Source organism: Spirosoma horti (assembly GCF_054776595.1).
The window spans coordinates 105,761-125,186 of the sequence record NZ_BAAHBQ010000012.1 but is presented as its reverse complement, the minus strand read 5'-3'; the positions used below and the strand labels follow the sequence as shown (position 1 = coordinate 125,186).

Annotated in this window: 15 protein-coding genes; 10 read left to right on the top strand and 5 right to left on the bottom strand. The window is 44.9% G+C overall.

Going from position 1 to position 19,426, the window contains the following annotated elements; all coding sequences use genetic code 11:
- Positions 1-10: 10 nt before the first annotated feature.
- The 5 genes from ACYVAM_RS29310 (at position 11) to ACYVAM_RS29290 (ending at position 3,884) form a co-directional block, all read left to right on the top strand.
- The gene (locus ACYVAM_RS29310) at positions 11-250 is read left to right on the top strand and encodes a hypothetical protein (RefSeq protein ID WP_461073726.1); all 240 of its coding nucleotides are present in this window, start codon (positions 11-13) and stop codon (positions 248-250) included.
- 198 nt (positions 251-448) lie between these two features.
- Positions 449-742, top strand: coding sequence for a hypothetical protein (locus ACYVAM_RS29305; protein ID WP_461073725.1), 294 nt, complete (start codon positions 449-451; stop codon positions 740-742).
- Positions 743-1,098: 356 nt separating this feature from the next.
- Complete coding sequence (locus ACYVAM_RS29300; RefSeq protein WP_461073724.1) at positions 1,099-1,656, top strand: eCIS core domain-containing protein; 558 nt, start codon at positions 1,099-1,101, stop codon at positions 1,654-1,656.
- A 216-nt stretch (positions 1,657-1,872) separates the two neighbouring features.
- The gene (locus ACYVAM_RS29295) at positions 1,873-3,348 is read left to right on the top strand and encodes an ATP-binding protein (RefSeq protein ID WP_461073723.1); all 1,476 of its coding nucleotides are present in this window, start codon (positions 1,873-1,875) and stop codon (positions 3,346-3,348) included.
- A gap of 317 nt (positions 3,349-3,665) precedes the next feature.
- Complete coding sequence (locus ACYVAM_RS29290) at positions 3,666-3,884, top strand: hypothetical protein (RefSeq protein WP_461073722.1); 219 nt, start codon at positions 3,666-3,668, stop codon at positions 3,882-3,884.
- 53 nt (positions 3,885-3,937) lie between these two features.
- Here the strand turns inward: ACYVAM_RS29290 and ACYVAM_RS29285 are convergent, their stop codons facing one another.
- Together ACYVAM_RS29285 and ACYVAM_RS29280 are read right to left on the bottom strand one after the other, a co-directional pair.
- Positions 3,938-4,453, bottom strand: coding sequence for a hypothetical protein (locus tag ACYVAM_RS29285; RefSeq protein ID WP_461073721.1), 516 nt, complete (start codon positions 4,451-4,453; stop codon positions 3,938-3,940).
- A 68-nt stretch (positions 4,454-4,521) separates the two neighbouring features.
- Positions 4,522-4,725 carry a hypothetical protein gene (locus ACYVAM_RS29280; RefSeq protein WP_461073720.1) on the bottom strand — a complete coding sequence of 68 codons (204 nt, stop codon included), beginning with the start codon at positions 4,723-4,725 and terminating at the stop codon, positions 4,522-4,524.
- 469 nt (positions 4,726-5,194) lie between these two features.
- Here ACYVAM_RS29280 and ACYVAM_RS29275 point away from each other — a divergent pair, with 469 nt between their 5' ends.
- Entirely contained in the window at positions 5,195-10,306 is a 5,112-nt protein-coding gene (locus ACYVAM_RS29275) for an Eco57I restriction-modification methylase domain-containing protein (RefSeq protein WP_461073719.1), read from the top strand.
- 106 nt (positions 10,307-10,412) lie between these two features.
- On the opposite strand, the gene ACYVAM_RS29270 is transcribed toward ACYVAM_RS29275, so the two are convergent.
- Positions 10,413-10,943: a hypothetical protein gene (locus ACYVAM_RS29270; RefSeq protein WP_461073718.1), complete on the bottom strand. Its 531-nt coding sequence runs from the start codon at positions 10,941-10,943 to the stop codon at positions 10,413-10,415.
- Between the two features lie 321 nt (positions 10,944-11,264).
- Between ACYVAM_RS29270 and ACYVAM_RS29265 the strand changes: the two genes are divergently transcribed.
- The gene (locus ACYVAM_RS29265) at positions 11,265-11,444 is read left to right on the top strand and encodes a hypothetical protein (protein WP_461073717.1); all 180 of its coding nucleotides are present in this window, start codon (positions 11,265-11,267) and stop codon (positions 11,442-11,444) included.
- A 56-nt stretch (positions 11,445-11,500) separates the two neighbouring features.
- Here ACYVAM_RS29265 and ACYVAM_RS29260 read toward each other — a convergent pair whose 3' ends face one another.
- Positions 11,501-12,700 (bottom strand): tyrosine-type recombinase/integrase, encoded by a 1,200-nt coding sequence (locus ACYVAM_RS29260; protein ID WP_461073716.1) that lies wholly within the window; start codon positions 12,698-12,700, stop codon positions 11,501-11,503.
- Between the two features lie 90 nt (positions 12,701-12,790).
- Positions 12,791-13,576, bottom strand: a complete 786-nt coding sequence (locus tag ACYVAM_RS29255) for a Fic family protein (RefSeq protein ID WP_461073715.1) — start codon at positions 13,574-13,576, stop codon at positions 12,791-12,793.
- A gap of 1,028 nt (positions 13,577-14,604) precedes the next feature.
- Here ACYVAM_RS29255 and ACYVAM_RS29250 point away from each other — a divergent pair.
- The 3 genes from ACYVAM_RS29250 (at position 14,605) to ACYVAM_RS29240 (ending at position 19,379) form a co-directional block, all read left to right on the top strand.
- Complete coding sequence (locus ACYVAM_RS29250; RefSeq protein ID WP_461073714.1) at positions 14,605-18,012, top strand: hypothetical protein; 3,408 nt, start codon at positions 14,605-14,607, stop codon at positions 18,010-18,012.
- Between the two features lie 202 nt (positions 18,013-18,214).
- Positions 18,215-18,973 carry a DUF6577 family protein gene (locus ACYVAM_RS29245; RefSeq protein WP_461073713.1) on the top strand — a complete coding sequence of 253 codons (759 nt, stop codon included), beginning with the start codon at positions 18,215-18,217 and terminating at the stop codon, positions 18,971-18,973.
- On the top strand, positions 18,963-19,379 hold the full coding sequence (locus ACYVAM_RS29240) for a hypothetical protein (protein WP_461073712.1): 417 nt from the start codon (positions 18,963-18,965) through the stop codon (positions 19,377-19,379). The genes ACYVAM_RS29245 and ACYVAM_RS29240 overlap by 11 nt, the downstream gene beginning before the upstream one ends.
- The last annotated feature ends 47 nt before the right edge of the window (positions 19,380-19,426 follow it).

Sequence of the window (19,426 nt, the reverse complement as noted above, 5' to 3'; positions counted from 1 at the left end):
CTCGAGAATTATGCTTACAAAATTGTCATTAGCAGCTGGCTTGTTCAAAGCGTTTGAAGAGGTGATGCCGGAGAAATTCCAGCAAAGTGATACCACCGCCTACGCAGCTATACTTGATCAAGAAAATCACCTTTCTTTTAGCCCAAGTGCTTTTTATGATGACGATCATTCACTAGGGCCTTTGCCAACAGCACCTGTGCTACGGCCAACAACACCCGGATTATCGGCTATTTTTCGGCCATTCAGCTAGCGTGTTTTACCACGGAGGAATTGGCTGAACAAATTACAGATGATCAAATTCCGTTTTCCTGATTGGGTTAAAAGCAGGAGAAATGTCCAAAATTTTGGACAAAACGAAAGCCAATAACGGGGGGAAGGCTGATTCACCTCTCTGCCAAAGAGGCGTTGTTAAGCCAGATTGGACTGCCCTGATAAGCGATATTTAGGTATGAGAACGACCGTTTTATACGACCTAAGTGATCCCTTTTTTGATTACCTGGAAACAATGGCTAACCAGTCGAGTCCAGTGCTGGCCTATTCGACGAACGATATCCTGGACTTAATCGGACGAATCGAAGCGGAGGGATTTTTCGTACCTGCTTCGCTAACCATCGAGCAGGCGCTGGTGAAAGCCATTGATTACACGAACGCCCGGCTGTCCTCCTCGATGCGGATTGTTTACCGAGATGACATCGTATGCATATCGACTGTCGTTTATCTTGAATTTCCCATCCTTGGGTAGATCGAATAAAATGGACCGCTCCAGCGCCTAGCGCAGTGGCCAAAAAAACGATCGGCAATTAGCTGACGCGAAGAAGATTGTACATGATTCAAGGGAAGGAAAGGAGTTGGCGATGAGAATTAACAAGATCTTATTCTTTTTTAAAGCAAACCCTTTGATTTTATGTATGGTAAAAAATATTCAGCTAAAAGTGATAGATTGACAATCAGAAACGGAAGAAGGTGAAACTCTGGTTAGAACCACTGTTTAACTTCTTTTTTTCTTTGCTTTTTGCCCCTGCTTAGTAGCTCGTAAACAGTTGCTTTGATTTAAACTAGCAGCTGCTATCACCAAATGTAATCTATCCCCCTGAACCCATGGCTAAAATCCAATCCCCTCAGCCCCAATCTAGAGCTGCCAACACCGCTATTGCCAACGGCACCCTACAAACTAATGGGACGGTTGAACAAAACATGCCTGCCAAGTCAGCAGCCTCAATTGTACAACAGCAGCCTGAACCCGGTGAAACATCAGCCGAAAACGATCGCCCCCTAAAACGTCAGCCTAACCGCACCGGCTTGCCCGATAACCTGAAAGCTGGTGTTGAAAACCTCTCCAGCATGAGCATGGATCATGTAAAGATTTACTATAACTCCGATAAACCCGCGCAGTTGCAGGCTCATGCCTATGCACAAGGCAGTGAGATTCATGTAGCTCCGGGGGAGGAGCAGTTTTTGCCGCATGAGGCTTGGCATGTGGTACAGCAGGCGCAGGGGAGAGTGAAGCCAACGCTGCAGATGAAGCAGATGAAAGGCGATGTGGCTGTAAAAAATGAAATGGGGTTGGAGGCTGAGGCGGATTTGATGGGGGTAATAGCGCCCAGTGCTGTGTACTTGTCTGAGTGTACGTCGTCAAGTAAAAGGGGTCAAAGGTAAAAATTAATAGCGTTTGTATACCACCGGAAAGACTTTTCAAGACGGTCTGATTAACTCATCGTCTCTTTTAACACCCGTATTAAGAAGCAGACCTATTAAAGCCTATTCGTCTCAAGCGGTAGCGGATTGTGAGACAGCCAATTTTAATATCTGTCCAATTTAACAAATCGCGTACGTTACCTGCTCTTTTGACTGGGTTAGCCGCTCATAAGCCCGATGAAACCAACAAAATTGATAGATTCTACAGAGGAAATTAAGGCTGCGTTGGCATACGCTAATTCTGGTGTGTTATATGCCGAATTGGGTTGGCTAAGTGCCATCATTGATGCCCGAATTAAGCAATTGCTTGAAAACACTTCTGATGTTGATAGTACGCTTAAGCCGCCCGATCTACCTGACAAAGCGACACCTTATAGTAAACTAGTGGGTGACCTGAAACTGAGCCCGGCAGAGCGACTTCTGTTGATTCTTGCACTGGCCCCTCACCTACGCCCCGAAGTACTCGACCCCTTTTTTCGGCAGGACAACGACCATAACCGAGGCTATACGCAATTTGGTGGAATGCGGGGTAAACACAATGGGGGCTTTTTGCCGACGGGCGAAACGGCTCTGTTTCTGCTGGTTAATGGCAAGTTAGGAAACCGGTTAGAACTCATATACGAGCTGTATCTGCAATCGATTCTGTTTAGTATGAATGTATTGCGGCTAGGAATTACCGAAATTGATGAGCCACCCATGAGTGGTACGTTGTCTGTAACGCCAGCGTATTTAGCCCTACTGACTACCGGGAAAGCTGCCCAGTCTAATCATATCCCTGATTTTCCCGCGCAATTGGTAACCACCCAGCTTGACTGGGACGACCTGTTGCTGGACGAGCAGGTGATGGACGAATTAAAGGAGATGGAGACCTGGTTGACCTACCAGAGCTTGATCATGCAGCACCCAACTTATGGCAAACACCTCAAACCAGGGTATCGTGCTCTGTTTTATGGCCCACCGGGCACCGGCAAAACCCTAACCGCCTGCCTGCTGGGAAAGAAAACTAACCATCCTGTTTATAGGATTGACCTGTCGATGATTGTGTCAAAATTCGTAGGCGAGACAGAGAAGAACCTGGCGCGGGTGTTCGACATGGCCCAGCATCATCAATGGATACTATTTTTTGACGAGGCCGATGCCCTGTTTGGCAAGCGCACCACTACGGCTTCGGCCAACGACCGTTACGCCAACCAGGAGGTCTCGTACCTGCTGCAGCGCATCGAGGACTTTCCGGGGGTGATTGTGCTAGCCTCTAACCAGAAGGCCAACCTCGACGAAGCTCTTTCCCGCCGTTTCCAGGTTATGATCCACTTTCCCATTCCATCGCCAGAACAGCGCAGGTTGCTCTGGCAAAGTATATTTACCTCCGGAAAACCGGTAGATGAAGCAGCAGCGGAAGCCATCAAGACTAAGACTGAGGATAAAAAGACACAAGAGCTTAAGGATATAGTGCTTGCCGAGGATGTTGATTTTGAAGCACTCGCTGATGAGTATGCGCTGACGGGCGGTTCCATTATCAATGTGTTGCGTTATTGTGTGCTCGTAGCCTTAGCAAACACATCGGCAATTACCCTGGCCGATATTATCAATGGTATAAGGCGGGAATTAGCAAAAGAGGCCAAGACGTTGCTACCCGCGAAAAAGAGTGATTAGCCTGCGCCAAGTCGGAGCAAGCTTTGATCTATTCAAACAGCAAGTTGATAGAAAACGAGCAAATGCCGCCTTACGATTTAACGTAGATCAACTCCCTGATGGCGCTTTTCCTAGATCTACCCAATCATAAACTGTAAGGCAAAAACAAGTATTGTCTAACCCTGTAATATAGAAGAAAAGGTCAGTAAGTTGACATTTTTTTAAGCAATTAGGTCATAGAGCAGACGATAAGGTCATAACTCCTTACGAAAATCCTCCGGGAGGCTTTCTTTACCCCCGGAAATACCTGCCAGCAACAGGGTGACTATCTTTGTATTATGAATGAGGATACAGAAGCGCTTATTAGCTGGTTCATCAGTAAGCAATGGCCCGCTACGTACCATAAAATATCGGCTTGGGAATCGACTGATAATCTGGCCAAGACCATCACTACAACCATAAAAGCTGCACGACAAGGTAATGCAAATTCAGTGGAGGTACTGAAACGCCTTAAAACTTCACTCGACAAACAGCCCGCCGGAATTAACGCATCATGAATAACCGAACTGGCTTTCATGGAACTTGCCGACGCTAACAAGATGTGTCCGGTTTAGTATAAGTACATCGTCGTGCCCCGCACCATCTGATCAAGGCTCGTGTGGGCGTAAATCTGATCAAAGCCGTCCTCGACAGCCGAGGGTGTCGGGTAGCGGGCCAGCTGCTCTTGGCTGACCTGCCGGAGTTGGGTAATCAGCTCGGGCCGCAAACCCATGAATCGTATCCCTTCGATGATATTGGAGCGCGCATTGAGCAAGTAAAGCGTCAAGCCGTTGGCGTCGCTCTTGATCCAGTCGGCGACCGCATCTGGATCGATTTTACGGATATTAAGCGGAACGTCAAAGCTGAAGTGGCCAGGGAACTCGATTAGAAAAAACGGCAGGCCCTCCCGTTCGTAGAGGCCGTAGCGAAGCAGACCCCGGTTGAACAGGGCGCGGTCGTCGACGGGGTTAAGCGTGTAAAACAGGATGTCGAACAAGCCCTCCGTCATCATGGCTTTAATCGATTCCTGCCCCGTGGCCTGGTAGCGATCGATCGGAAATGGCCGACCTGTGTCAAAACTCATCATAACGTGTTGCCTGTTTTAGCCTTTCGTGTTGCTGGTCGATCAGTCTCCATATAATGCACTAAATGGTCCTACTTTACCCGTTCGATCCGGACGCAGTTGACATACACCTCGACCCGTTCGAGGAGTCGGTAAATCGCAGCTGGATAGGCGGTATTATTCTGCAAGTTTCCTTCATATAAAACCTCAGCCATTAACCTACCCTCAACCAGTTGCTCGGCAATATGCCAATTGACGGCCTCTTTGCTGGCGATATTCAGGTGATAAAAACTCACCAATAAATTGCCATCGGGGACGGCCCGCCGCAGCGGTTCCGGTTAGCCGAAATTCAACGACATTTTTTATTCCACTATCCGTTCTCATGCAGTTCCAATATGGATTGTAAACGTATGAATTGGCGATGGCCGTTCAGGGTAGTTAGGGTGTGGTCTGCACGCGTTTATCTATAGTTTTTGGGTTTTCTCAAGCGCTCCTTCCCGCTGGTTAAATCTCGGAATAATCCCCTTATGAACCCGAGGCCTTACCAATTTTTGTCCACATCACTTCACCAGATTCATGAGTGAAGAATAAACGAAGCCCGGATGGGCAAGTCGGAATACGTTCGAAATAGAGGCCCTACGGGCCTACTATAACAGGGTAAAGGGTTGATTTTGAGTTGATTATTAGAATGTTCTTAGGGGTTTTCTCGGTCGGCATATCGGTATTTTTATAGGCTAAACAACAAAGAGAACACCTAAGAATTGTATGAAACCTCTCAAAGCCAAACGCCCGGCAACTTCGCAACAGGGCGCACCCGTTCAACTCAGTTTATTTGACGTACTGCTACAAGTTGCACCCGAACTGGTTCCTGCCGTTCGAGCGGTTAACCAGATCGTTTCGCCACGGATTCAACGGTTTAGCTTACAGCAAGAACCCGCCCCAACGGGCGAAATAGGCCGGATTCGCGCTAATCTGGCGGCTATTGCCCTTTGTAAATCGCTGAACGCCAATCAGCAGCAACCCACACCGGAGCAGTGTAATGAATTAGCCCGTTTTAGCGGATGGGGCAGTTTGGCGGCTCTGTGGGATGAGGTAACCCATAGGGCAACCGACGTAGAGGCGCAGACCGAAGAACAAAACCGCTGGTACCGGAAATACAAAAGTTTGCGAATGGAGGCCGATTCGTTAATGACGCCCATGGAACGGGAAGGGGCCGGGCAGAGCACCTTAAACGCATTCTTTACCAGCATTGAGGTCATTAAACGAATGTGGGCGTTAGCGGAAAAAGTAGGCTTCAAGGGAGGCCGGGTTTTAGAGCCAGCCGCCGGTACAGGTCATTTCATCGGGGCTATGCCCGACCATTTACGGCAAGCCTCTACGATTACTGCCGTCGAGAAAGACCCCCTGTCAGCCGCTATTTTAGCGCTGCTTTATCCCGAAGTGATTACCCACGCAACGGGGCTAGAGGTAGCCCCGCTGGAACGAGGCAAGTACGATCTGATAATTGGCAATGTGCCGTTCGGGGATTACACTGTTTTTGATGCCGTTGACCGGGATTGGTGCCCGTTTCATATTCATAATTATTTTATCGGTAAGGCGTCCCGACTTGTCGTTCCCGGTGGATTGGTTTGTTTCATTACGTCAATGGGCACGCTGGATGCCGGTAGTAAAGCCTTTCGCCTTAAACTGGATGAACAGCGCATGGAATTGTTGGGTGCCATTCGTCTGCCCTCCTGCGCATTTGATAAAACCGCCAGCACCGAAGTAACGACGGATATTTTACTATTTCAAAAGCGGCCCGAAAATCAGGCTCGTACCTCGTTTGCTCAACCCTTTGTCAATACGGCTACACTGCGAACACTGACCAGCGAGGGGGAAGACCAAGACGACCCCCCCGTTATGCCAAGCATTCAGGTCAACCAATACTACGTTGAAAATCCACATCGGATGTTAGGGGAAATGACTTTTGCCAGCGAAGTAGGAAAGGGAGGGCTTTACCGGGGCGACCGCCAGACGTTATTTCTGGAACGCAGTAGCGAACTGGCTACCCGACTGGATGAAGCCGTAACTCAATTAGGGAACCAGCTACAGGGGGCCGCCAGCCGGTTTGGTCAGGCGGGGGCAAAGTTGCCCGAAGAACGCACGGAACGTATAAATCCCGCTTTGAGCGGAACCGTGAAAATTCGGGGCCGAATGTGGAGCAAGCAGCGTATATACCGTTCCTATTCGACCCTAAAACGCCTGTTCTTTGCTTTGTTAAAGGCGGAACAGAATCAGAGTGATTCCGTTTGTGATGCCTTACGTCAGGAGCTACAAGACCACTATACGTTCTTTGTCACCACGTACGGGCGATTGTCCGCCAATCGGTCGCTAAACTGGATTGAATCCGTAGACGGTCAGTTTTTAAGCGTTCAGGCGCTTGAAATGCAAAAGCTGGATGCCCACGGAAAACCAGTCATTGTTGAATCGGCCATTTTGCGGGAACGGGTGTTTGGAGCCCTTACCACCATCACGCACGTTGATTTAGTAGAGGACGGGTTAAGTCTGTCCTTATTTAACCACGGCCGTATTGATCTGGATTATATCAGTACGCTAACGGGCAAGCCTATTGGCGAAGTACGTACCTACCTTTTAACGAACGCGCTAGCCTTTATAGACCCGGAGCGGGCCGATGAGTTACTAGATGCCGGTACGTATCTGTCGGGGGATATTCGGGAGAAACTAACCCTATTGGAAGGCCGATTGCTGGATGAGCCGCAGTTACAGGCCAATCTAGATGCCTTACAAGCTATACTACCGCCTAGTTTACCGGTATCGTTGATTAGTTTTCAATTAGGATCGAACTGGTTGCCACTGGCTTGTATAACCGACTGGATACAGACCTTGCTTTCGATAAAACTAACCTTAGTATATAGTTCACAACGGGCCGAGTACCGTTTAGCCAATCAAACGGGGTACTCCGCCCTCAATCAGTCACAGGGTACCAAAGAACGTACCGCCCTTGAATTAATCGAAGCCGCGTTGAATCAGCGTAGTATAGTCATCACCAAAACTATACAGGATGAGGCTGGAAATAAAAAGGAGGTCAAGGACATTGAGGCCATGACTGCCGCCGTACAGCAACAGGAAGTCTTGCAGGAACAGTTTAACCAGTGGGCGCGGGAGCATTACGCCCCCGCCATAGAAAAGGCATTTAACGAACGGTTTAATAGCTATGTCGAACGCCAGTTTGCCAAACCGACCATGGCCCATTATCCCGGTGCTTCCCCGTTAATTACCTTACGTGACCACCAGTTTAAAGCCGTTGAGCGGGGAAAACAGGAGGACTGTCTATTTGCCCATTGGGTCGGAACGGGTAAGACCTGGGAGATCATCTCGACCGCCATGGAATTGATCCGGCTTGGCAGAGCATCAAAAGCCCTGGTTGCCGTGCAGAATTCAACCGTCGAGGATTTTGCGAAGGCTTGGCGCGCGCTGTACCCCGGCGCAATTGTTTACCAGCCAACCCCGGCTGACTTACAGGCATCCAACCGAAAACGGTTTCTGCAACGGATAGCGACGAACCGGTTCGACGGCATTGTTATTCCGCAGTCGTTCTTAAAGCTCATCCCGGATGATGTAGCGATCGAAGAAGAATTAATTCGGGATGAACTAAGCCGCATTGACTACGACGACAGAGACCCCTCCGCCGAAGGCCGGGCCAACCGCCGGAGCGGGAAGCAACGCGTTAAACAAATCAACAAACGGAAAGCCAAAATAGAAGCCAAACGGCTTGAACAGGCCAGCCGCAAAAAAGATCAGATGCTTAATTTCTCTCAATTGGGAATTGATGCGCTGTTTCTGGATGAAGCCCACAAATACAAACGGTTTGGCTTTACGACCAGCCGCTACCAAATTAAAGGCATTGATACAGCCGGGAGTCAGGATGCCTTTCAAGCCATGGTCAAATGCCGGACCATTTTAAATAAAAACGGGCGGGTCATTCTGGCAACGGGAACCCCTATTTCAAACACGATGGCCGAAGCCTGGACGATGCTACGCTACATTGCCAGCGACCGATTGGAAAAATTGCAACTAGCCACCTTTGACCAGTTTTGCGGAACATTCTGTAAAGTGGTGCCCGTTTTTGAATTAAGTACATCGGGTCAGTTTAAGACCGTAGAGCGACTGGCGCAGTTTATGAACGTTGCCCAGTTGTCAGCCTTATACCGGCAGTCGGTAGACGTTGTCTTGGCCGATGATGTACATGAGTTTAAAACCGGCGACTTTTTACCGGTTTTAGCCAGCCAACCCGCCACAGAAACCACCCCCGCCAATCCCGGCTTCACCCGTATTTTGCTGCCCCAAACGCCGGGCGTTAGGGCTGAACTTTTTGATATTCGGCAAACCCTGCGCTGGTTCGAGCAGTTAACCGGCAAAGAAAAGCGCGAGAACAGTCATATACCGTTAGTGATGTACGGCAAGGCTAAAAAAGCGACGCTGGATATACGCTTGATCGATCCCACCGCCGAGGATGAACCCGGTAATAAAGTGAACCGGGCTGTTGCAGAAATACACCGGATTTACCACCAGACCGGCGACGTTAAAGGAACGCAGTTAGTTTTTTGCGATGTATTTACCTCGTCAGCCAGCATGTTTGCTGGCGAGACTGACGAGGAAACCGGCCGGTCCGCCGGTTTAGTGGCGATGTCTGCTCAATTCAATCTATTCGACGAAATTGCCCATAAACTGCGCTTATTGGGCATTCCCACCGAGGAAATCTGTGTTGTTCCCGCCGATAAAAACAAACGGGAGCCCATTTTTGCCAATGTTCGCACCGGCCGGATTCGCGTTCTGATGGGCAGTAGTGAACGTCTGGGCGTTGGGGTAAACGTTCAGGAACGTTTAGCCGCTATCCATCATTTAGACGCTCCCAACCGGCCCACCGATTTTGAACAGCGGAACGGGCGAATTATTCGACAGGGTAATTTATTCGCCGTCTGGAAACGATGCGTTGAGGTACTAACCTATGGCGTAGAAAAAACCCTTGACGCGACGAGTTACGGCCGGTTAGCCATGAAGCAAAAATTTATCAACCAGGTTCTAAAAGGGGGGGCTACGGTTGAAACAATGGCCGATGTATCGGACGACGACGATTTTTCGTCAATGAATTATGAACAGATGATGGCTACCTTATCCGGCTCTCAGACTGCCTTGCTCTATACGGCTAAAAACCATGAATTAACGCGGCTGAATCAGCAGAAAAAGGCGTGGCAACGGGGTTTAATGAACGCACAATCCATGATTGAAGAAGCCCGGCGCACGAGTGTTCATTTAAACGGGCTTTTGCCAAAATTGAGCTTGGAGGCCGAAATCATAAAAAATAAGTTCGTAGACATGCCAACCGATGAGGTTGACGGAATGATTAAAACGATTGGGTTTACTGGTCAGCAGTTTACCAATAAAGCCGACTGGAGCGAACCATTAGAGCGGTATTTCTCTGAAATCAAATCCGCAGCCCGGCGTACCAACGGCGCGTATAGTTCAGGTCTGCTTACGGTAAACGGCTTAGATATACAATTGAAAGGGGAATGGAGCGGCCATGATCGGGAAACAGGCCGCGCTATTTACTCCATCAGTTACCAATGGGGGGTAAATCTAAAGGGCCAGATTAACTACGGATGGGCATTGGGAACGTCCCTGCGAGCGGCCATTAATCGAACGTTAGACGCGCCCGAAGTAGAAAAAAAACAACTGGAACGGGCCCTTAATCAACAGGAAGCCTTTAGTCAGAATTTGAATCATCCCTTCAAAAAACAGGAGCAGTTGACCCAATTAAGCTTGCTGGTTAGTGAATTGAAAAAACAACTGGAAACTGAAGTGATCGAAGCTGTTTAAAGCGTTCGATTTGTTGTTAGCCAACTAAAAAGCCGTTCCCTGCTAGGAAGCGGCTTTTTGCTGACGTCGATTTACTTTACTTCACAGATTCATTTTGGCTAATTCATTATAATTCCAGGAGTTGACGGTGATAGAAAATTGATACCATTGGCCATACGGCTCCACCTACCCATGGCAACCAGAGTTGGATCAACGAGATCCACCCGCCGTTTTGAAAGAGCAGTAAGTCACTATGCTGCATAAAATTCCCTAGTTGTAGCCAGAAGAACGTAACAATGACCAGCGCAAACACCTCTGGTCGAAACACGTATCGATCCATTTGAAACCAGATCGGTCGATTTGGCCAATCCGGATATTTGTCCCGGTGCCAGTAAAATAATTTGGTGAGGTGCAGCCGGGTAATGTAGTAGATACCCCACACTTCGATACCTCCAATCAACAACTGAACCAGTAAGATGGCCGTTGTTAGGAACCCGGTAGGTATAAAGGTATTTTGACTGAGCCCCTGTAAAAGAAACGATGAGAAAAAGGTAACAGCGGGTAAGGCGGCCATCGCTATCGCCCAGATGATAAACAATAAGGTCCATGGTTGCATGTACTCCCGTTGGACAACCCGTTGGACCCACGGCTTGATCATAGGAGCATAAAGAGTAAAGAAAAAAGACTGTTCGAAAGGTCGTATATAACTATTGGCGAACAGCACGCGGAAGATTCGTATAAAGCCCATACTAGTAAATAGTTAACTGGTGAAATGTTTCAGCAAGGTAACAAACAAAGGGCTGATAATTGTTTTTTTTCTGGCTGCGTTATACGAACTAGTCCAGTGTGAATTAGTAGGAACAGGGGATAAAGCGATTAGTTATTAGGGGATCAAAAAAGTACGGCTAATGTAGGCCTATTTAAATATTGTCTATTTTCGTCCGAAGTAAATCCAGACCGTTAACTCCTAAGGGCAAGTATGACAAATCGCCAGTTTGTGTTAAAATTAATAGCGGTCGGTCTGGTCGGAATCCTCCTCATGTTCCTGCTTTTACGCCGAAAACAGTATACGCCATTGACCAGAACGCTAATGGATTTGTTGATGGCTACGACAATGGGTTCATTCCTGTTAGTGTTGATGATTGTTCTGGCTTCCTGATGAATCAATTGGTTGAAACGATTCCGTAAATCAATAGGAAGCTAAGCCGCCTTTGCCTAATTGGGTAGTTTCTGAAAATACGTTTTAAGGGTTTGTTTTAAGGTATAAAACTGCGTCGTTTCGATCGATTCATGGCGCAGATGCTGCTGAACATACACTAATTCAACACCCTCATCCAGCAGCAGTTGCGCCGCCGTATGCCGAAGACTGTGCGCCGACATGCCTTTCTTTTTAAGGCCATTTTTCAGCAGGTGTTTGTTGGTAATGTAGCGAACCTGAGCCGTGGTCAGGTTCGCAAACAAAGGGGTTTTCTGATCCTGTTCGGGCAGCGGCCACTGCTGGATACTTTGCAGGTAACCAACCAGCGGCCCCAGGCAGGCTTCGAAAAGCTTAATGGGCTTTTTAGTGCTCTTTCCTTTTCCCAGTACATGAATCAGACGACGATCGACATCCACGTCGGCCAATAGGAGACGCGTGATCTCAACGGTACGTAATCCCTCCAGGCTTAACAGGGCCAGAATAGCCCGGTCACGGGGCGAAGCTGCCGAGGCCAGCAAGTCGGTTCGCTCGTTGGCTTCCAAACTCTCTTTGTAAAAGCGACGCTCCACGGTAAACCCTTTCACGGCCTGCACATCCTGAAGAGACTCGACCTGGTCGGGGGTAAGGGCCAGCTCCTTTCGCTTCAGCACGCACCAGGCGGCTAGTTGCTTTACCGGGGATAGATAAATGTTGATGGTGAAGGGTGACTTTCCCTGCCGGTTTAGCTGGGTGATGTAGTCATTGACCGTTAGGCCAGTCAGCGAGGCTGGCCGGCCCTGCTGCAGCTGCGCATCAATGTAATGGAAAAACGCATTTAATGCCTGGGTATAGGTCTGTTTGGAACGTTCCCCTTTTAATCCTTTATGCTCCCGAATGAAGCGGAGGACCAGTTCGTTGGCCGCGGGAGAGATCTCTTTTTTAGGCGGGTCCAGAAGGATCTGCGGGTAGCCGAGTTGCTGATAAAAGAAAAGAAACTTGCGCAGGGGCGAGATGCGGTTGGGTCGGAATCCAGTAGCATACAGACCCAGGCTAAACCCATCCACGCCATACCCCTGTTGTAAGCAGTAGTCGAGGTAAGCCCTGGCATGACGGGGGTAGTTACTGGAGGCAGGCAGCGTAATGGCAAAATACGCGATTAGTCGGGATACAGTGTAACTCGCCGGGGCGGAGGCCGGTGAGGGCGAATGATCGTCGGGACGTCTGGCAGGTATTGGCATTCCAGTTGTAGTTACTAAGTCGATTGATGGGTGATGTGTCGAAGCCGGGATTGCCTTAGCGCCTAAGAAGGGAAAGCTTATCCATGAGGGCTAGGACGGGTACTGGCTAAGGCGTTCACACTCCATTTGTAAATAGGTAATGAGTTGTGCATACATGAAATCAAGGATAGGTCTGGCAAAAGACTGCGATTGGGATTGATCCAAAGCCTTTGTATAAGCCTGACGATCAGTAGCATGTACTAAACTGATGGGGAGTTTGTGGTAGTGCTGAACGTAATTCATCAGCAGGCGAGCCACCCGGCCATTACCCTCCCCAAAGGGCTGCAGGCAAAGCAGGTCGTAATGCACCTTAAAGGAAAGATCATAAAGCTGACGCATGGTTTTAGGGGCGGCTACATCTGTATTAAGCTGCCTGAGCAGTTTGTCCACGGCGGCGGGTAGTTTCTGCGCGTCGACTAACTTGCGATGGGCCGTCATGGGACTGGCTAGCCGGAATTCGCCCTGTTTGGAGTCATAACTGCCCAGTATTGTATGCATGGGTCCACCCGTCCGGCGCATCAGGGCCGTGCCAATGGCTTGAAGCCGGGCGCGATTCAGGGGTTCCCGCTCAGCGGCCCAGGCCAGCATCTGTTGTTGAGCCTGCTGATAATCGACTAGCATCCAATGATGGGCGGCCGGTTTACTGTCCGTGGTTGCCCCGTACTCCAGCAACGCGAGACTTTCGCTAAGCGTGAGACTACACCCGTCCAGCGCGGCCGAATGATAGATATGAATTAACCCGATGTTATCACCCACCGAAAGCGAGTCCCTGGTCAGGTCACGATACCAGCTGAGCAGGGCGGGTAAGGTCAGGCTCGATGATTGAGATGAGGGCATTGCGACAAATGGGCATAAGGGTCGATGTACAGGTATCGGTACGTTGTAAAGCGTGACAGATTGCTAACCTACAAAAAATAAATGGGTTTCACCAATTTACACAAATAAGTCTTTGTGTAACGGTGAACAAATTTAGCCAAGTTAACAGTATGCGGCAGCGCAGAAATAGGCTTTCCAGACTTTATAGCTAACTTTACAGGACGGGACGGGTTCTGATTAGACAATCGGGTTCAACGTAATTTAATTGTTAAGCTCCGGCAGGCATGACTCTAGAAGATCCGCTCACTGATTCTGATTCGGCAGAAGAAATCGACGATCCTTATATCCATACGGTTTCCACGGAGGAATTCGTCCAAACCGTGGAACGGGCTAGTCAAGACGAGACCGATTCGATGTTGTCCTCGAATTCGGAGTAAGCGCTTATGGGTTAGGTGATCGGGGCTTTTCAGGAAGTTTTTTCGAGTCAATGGAGCGCATATATCGTTGAAATTCACGCTCTTGTTTCCAATCCGTCTTCTTCCACAGATAGATTAGAAGGATGATCGAACCCATTAGTAACCCAATCGAGAAAAGGAGATTTACTTTTTCAATTGTCTTAAGGGTTATCCTTTGCTTCAGTTAAAGACCTTTAACAGTATTAACGCATAAGTGGAATATTTTTATACTGAAGGCAAAGCTAAGTGTTCGAACAAAAAAACGGTTAAGTAAACGATTTCTGTTCCTGCTAGTAACAGACTGTACTTGTCTCAAAGCTAAAGGTGGTGTCCATCTTGTCAAGCGTCTGACTACCCCAGCCTGGTATTTAGCCAAACGCCTTAACGATGGAGAATTGCTCCTAACCAGCCTAGCACAATTTATCGTCGGTGCAGAGCATTGTACTTATTTTAATTGCAGCTTGCCAACATAACAACAGGTTATAAATAATATAGAATTACTCACTTTTCAATAAAAATATTCAGATAATTTGTAGTTTTGTTACAATACATATGAATTTTTAAATAATTTATTGTTAATATCCATTAATTAAAATGGCACATATTGGGATACTGAAGTGGTTCGATGAAAGCAAAGGAATAGGTGTTGTATGCGGAATAGAAAATACAGAATATCTAATAGATAAGAAAAATATTCATGGAAAAGTGCGTGATTTCTCCAAAGGGGCAGCTTTGGTTTTCGAACTAAAAAATTCTGGAAAGACGGCTAAAAATATCCATTTTATTGGAGAAGATTCGGATTGGCCAATTTTACAAACTTATTTGGGTAAGAAAGATGATATATATATCGAAGTTGAAATCACCGGTCTTGGTTACCGTGGGAATCCCTATAAAAAAAGAGAACGTAAAAAATTCAGCTTATTAGACCTTGCAGTAAAACAATTCTTTTGGGATAAAAATGAGCAAGAAATTGTACCAATTGTCACTGGATATTTTGATGCAGGTTTGAATCGTGATTTATTTATTGAATACGCTGGGTTTATAAAGAGTTCAATTAGAAAATATTATAAAACTGAAATTGCTAATAGTATACTAGGTAGATGTTTTGGTCATTTTGGCGATAAATTAGATAGGAATATTTTATTTAATGTTTGGAAAACTAGTAAATTTGAATTTATAAATTATGACGATAAAGGGGATTATGAAATCCCCAAAGATATATTACTTGAGAATAGCAATAGGCTTAACTCGATAGATTTAAATAGAATAAAAAGCTATACTTTTAATTCAGGATTTTATAATGATTTATGGGATAAAGAAGTAAGTCAGTTGCATTTATTAGACTTGCCTTCCATTACTAACCTTTATGCTCTTCTTAACTTTATAGAGAATGTTAATTTAGTTGTTTTGAAAGCAAATTTAGATGAGACTTATGTAAGAAAGTTCATCGAGAAAATTCATCTGCAGTCCAAAAATATTGGTTTAATTTCAAATAATCATTTATTCAATGAATACATTAAGATTGAAGGTGAAGTTGATAGTAGAATTAGCTCTACTAGTAAAGAGTTAATTCATAGCCAGCTCATAGAAGTGATTGTAGAGCAATCTTCGAAAGAATACATGATCGAACTATGGCTTAAAAATCTAGTCAAAGATCTACCTTTTGAAGATATTAAATTAGCTTTTCTTATTGAACATGCCCAATTAGAGAAAAAACTATTGATATTTTCAAAACTTGATACCAGTGCACAGTTTGTTCTACTGAAAGAGTACAAAAAAGTTTACGACTGGGAAAAAGCTTATGAATTTTTAGAGATTTTTGTAAAAAAACAAAATCCAGATTTAAGTTCCTTTCGATTGTCTGAAAAGCTCTTTGACGACAATTTTTGGGTAAATAAGCTGTCAACAGAGTTACTGTATTTATTTAGAGAATATGCAAGAGAAAATATTTCGGACGAAGATCAAAAAAAATTATTTTTTAAAGGTCTATGTGAAAAAATTTCAGACTCTTTCATAATTGATAATATTGATAATTTTGATAAAAATGATTTTGAAAAAATATTACTATATAAAAATGATGACAAGGGTTTTATACTCAACATTTTGAAGTTGAAAGTTTTATCTAAACATATCGATCAGTCTGAATGGGTATACGATCTTGCATTTTCTTATTTAGATTCAATAAATTTTCAAAACTTTGATAAGATAGTATTTGAAAGCTTTTCTGCTAGTGACTATTTTAAGTTATGGGAATTAGGTAAAGCAAAATTGTTCCCAAGTGAGTATATCGATAAGTTAATAAGTAGCGATAGCGAATCAATCCACATGTTTGATAAATGGATTGCCAATGGCCTAGTTACGCAACTTGAAATCAATGATTATTTGTTAGATTACTTATACAATGCTATTCCTGTTACCGATAGAATGGTATTTTACTCTCAATATAATTGTATAAAATATTTATCAAAATTTGACAAATATTTATTAGATATATTGGAGATGAATAATGAATTTTATTCACTTTTACTTTGGTTTATAGATAAAGGTGGTTTTTTTGATTTTGATTTATTAAAGTCAAAATTTATATATTTCTATCCAGAAGACCAGGTTATAATTATTAAGAAACTATTTTATTTGAAAGCTACTAATCGATTTGATCTTACTACTAAACGGCTAGATGAACTTACCCGGGTTGATGTTGATTTATATAAACTAAACTTAAAATTAAATCCTGACGTAAAGTTAGATATATCATCAGAAGTAATAATTAAATCACTAGTTTCTTTCGAAATTTATGGAAAGTTTCTTGTTGAAAGTGAACTATTGGCCATCGCAATCAATAACATACAAAACAATAAATCACAGCGATTTAAATTGTCATATTATTTTGAAAAATGTTTAGGAAGACAAGTAGGAGAATTTGATTGGAATACACAAGGGGAAATTAGAAAGGTCAAGTATGGCGATAATAAGTTTTATTTTGCTATCTACTATAAAGAGGGCGAATGGGTAGATGATAAACACTCATATAATTCTAGGTATGAAAAAAAACCTAATTTTGAAGCTGTAAAGAAGGTCATCGAGCAATTGCCAAAATGTAAATGGAATAGTGTAGAGAACCACTGGGGTGTTCCTTCTTCATATGAAAGTGAAATTTTAAATTTTGCTCAGACTTATACATTTTCATTCAATTTTGAGGATGGCAGAATTGGGAATAACCCACATCTAGTGAAATATAAGCGTATCGAAGTTCCCACCGGTATTTTATTTTGCGAAGGCAGAGCTGCTAATAAAGTGCATGAAAGCTTTAAAAAAGAGTTCTGGTGGTGTGTTGGGCAACCTTGTTTTTCAAAGTGTGAGACACTTCATAGTCCAAAAGATTGGCAGGATTACACATTACTTGATTTTTGCAATATTTTACATTTTGACCTAGATGAAACCAATCGATTAAAAGATCATATCCCTAATGGGAAATATTATCGATTTATTGCTTTAATTAATCGCTTCAATCATCTATTGGATAAGTTATACTGCCAAAGTTGTAACGAAATCCTTTCTCCCATTGACAGCTCGCACTTTGCTGCCCACACCATTGTTCGATTTAGTTGTGCAAATACCAATTGCACTAACACTGAGGAAGTTTACCTTAATCACTGTTTAAATGGCAAGTGTAATTCCATTATTGATAGTAGGGTTTCAAGTAAATGCCCTAACGGCCTTTTTATATGTGATAGCTGTGGCAGTTGCTGTTCCCATGAAATGTTGAATAGACGTCTAACCAATTTGCGTGAAGTTGGTGGGTACATTCATCCAAATTTGATTTCTTCTGTTCAAGACAAAGCTGGCCATCTTGAGCGTGCTGAATACTTTTGTTATAAGTGTACTAAAAAGATGATAGAAGTAAAACCTGATGTATTCTACTGCAAAGAAGACAATGTCACATATGATACAGTAAAATTTAGGTTTAAAAGACCCAATAAAGTATATAATGTAGATTCATAAGGTTGAGCTACTTTGAGATATAAATATTTGCGCAACTTGGTTGAGACAGTCATGAAATCTACTTTCAGTGTACACTACATTTATTTAGATGTATCTAACGAATAATCTATTCTTTTACCTATTTAGAGCGTTGGATATAAAATGAACATAACCAAGTTTTGGCACTTTTCTTTATATTTGCCAAAACTTGGGAACGCATCTCATGCAACAGGATACGCTTTTGAAAGCTTTTGAACCAAATAAAACTATTCGTAGACCTGCGTTGCTGTCGCTTTTAAGTGAACAATACCCAAAGGCAAAGCTTACGACGCTCGATTGGCATATTCATACGTTGCTGGAGCAGGGAAAATTAGTACGCCGGGGACGGGGTAGCTACGCCCTTGTCGCTGATAAGCCAGGTTCATCTCCATTCGATCCTCCTCTGCCCAATGAGTTAGTGAAGATTAGTGAAAGGCTGAGTCGCCAGTTCGCATTAACCACAACCTGTGTGTGGTCGACGGCTGTGTTGCATTCTTTTATGCAGCAGCAGCCGTTTGTTACCTATTGGTTAGTTGAAACGGAACGCGATGCCGTTGACTCCATTCTGGACAGCCTGATCCTTGAGGGTCTTACAAATGGGTTGACAATACCCATTTATAGGGCGAATGATCTGGCGCTCATGGAGCGCTATAGGCCGGATACCAGCACGATACTGTTGATAAAACCGCTCATCTCTGAGGCCCCCATGCAGCAAAACAGGAATGGTTTAACCGTGCCTACCCTGGAGAAGATACTGGTTGACCTTGTTGCTGACTCAACGGAATTCGGTCTGTTCGCCGAAGAATTGCCTGCGCTCTTTCCCCAGCTTAATAACCAGTTTGATCTGAACCAGGACCGATTACGGCGGTATGCCCGACGACGTCATAAACTTCCCCTTATTAACCAGTACCTGACTACTTTAGCCACCCGTCATGATTCATAAGGATGCGTTTACGGCTGACTGGCTTAGGACCGTATCTGAACAGTTTGGAAAGTCCACTGACTTGAAACTTCTCGAAAAGGTAGTACGGGCGCTGAGTTTGATGGAGCAGCTACGGCTACAGAGGGTGACTAAACAAGCTCAGTTCCTGTTTTTGCAGGATGGCATGAAACGGTTGAATAACTTAATTGTCAACAATTTTTGTATTGATAATGCGATTGTAGTAGGAGCAAAGGCAGCTTACTTGAACCGCCGGATAAAGGGTAGCCAATCGGAAATTCAACGTCATCAGAAACCAGTTCTGGTGCCTAAATGGCAATTCACCTATCCGTCCTTTAACCGGCTGAACAATCTGAAAAAGATATCAGTAGAAACATTTTATTACTGGTATCGGGCGCTTTCAGGCTAATCATTATCGACTTCCCCTTACCATAAATAAACATTAATGATTTTAGT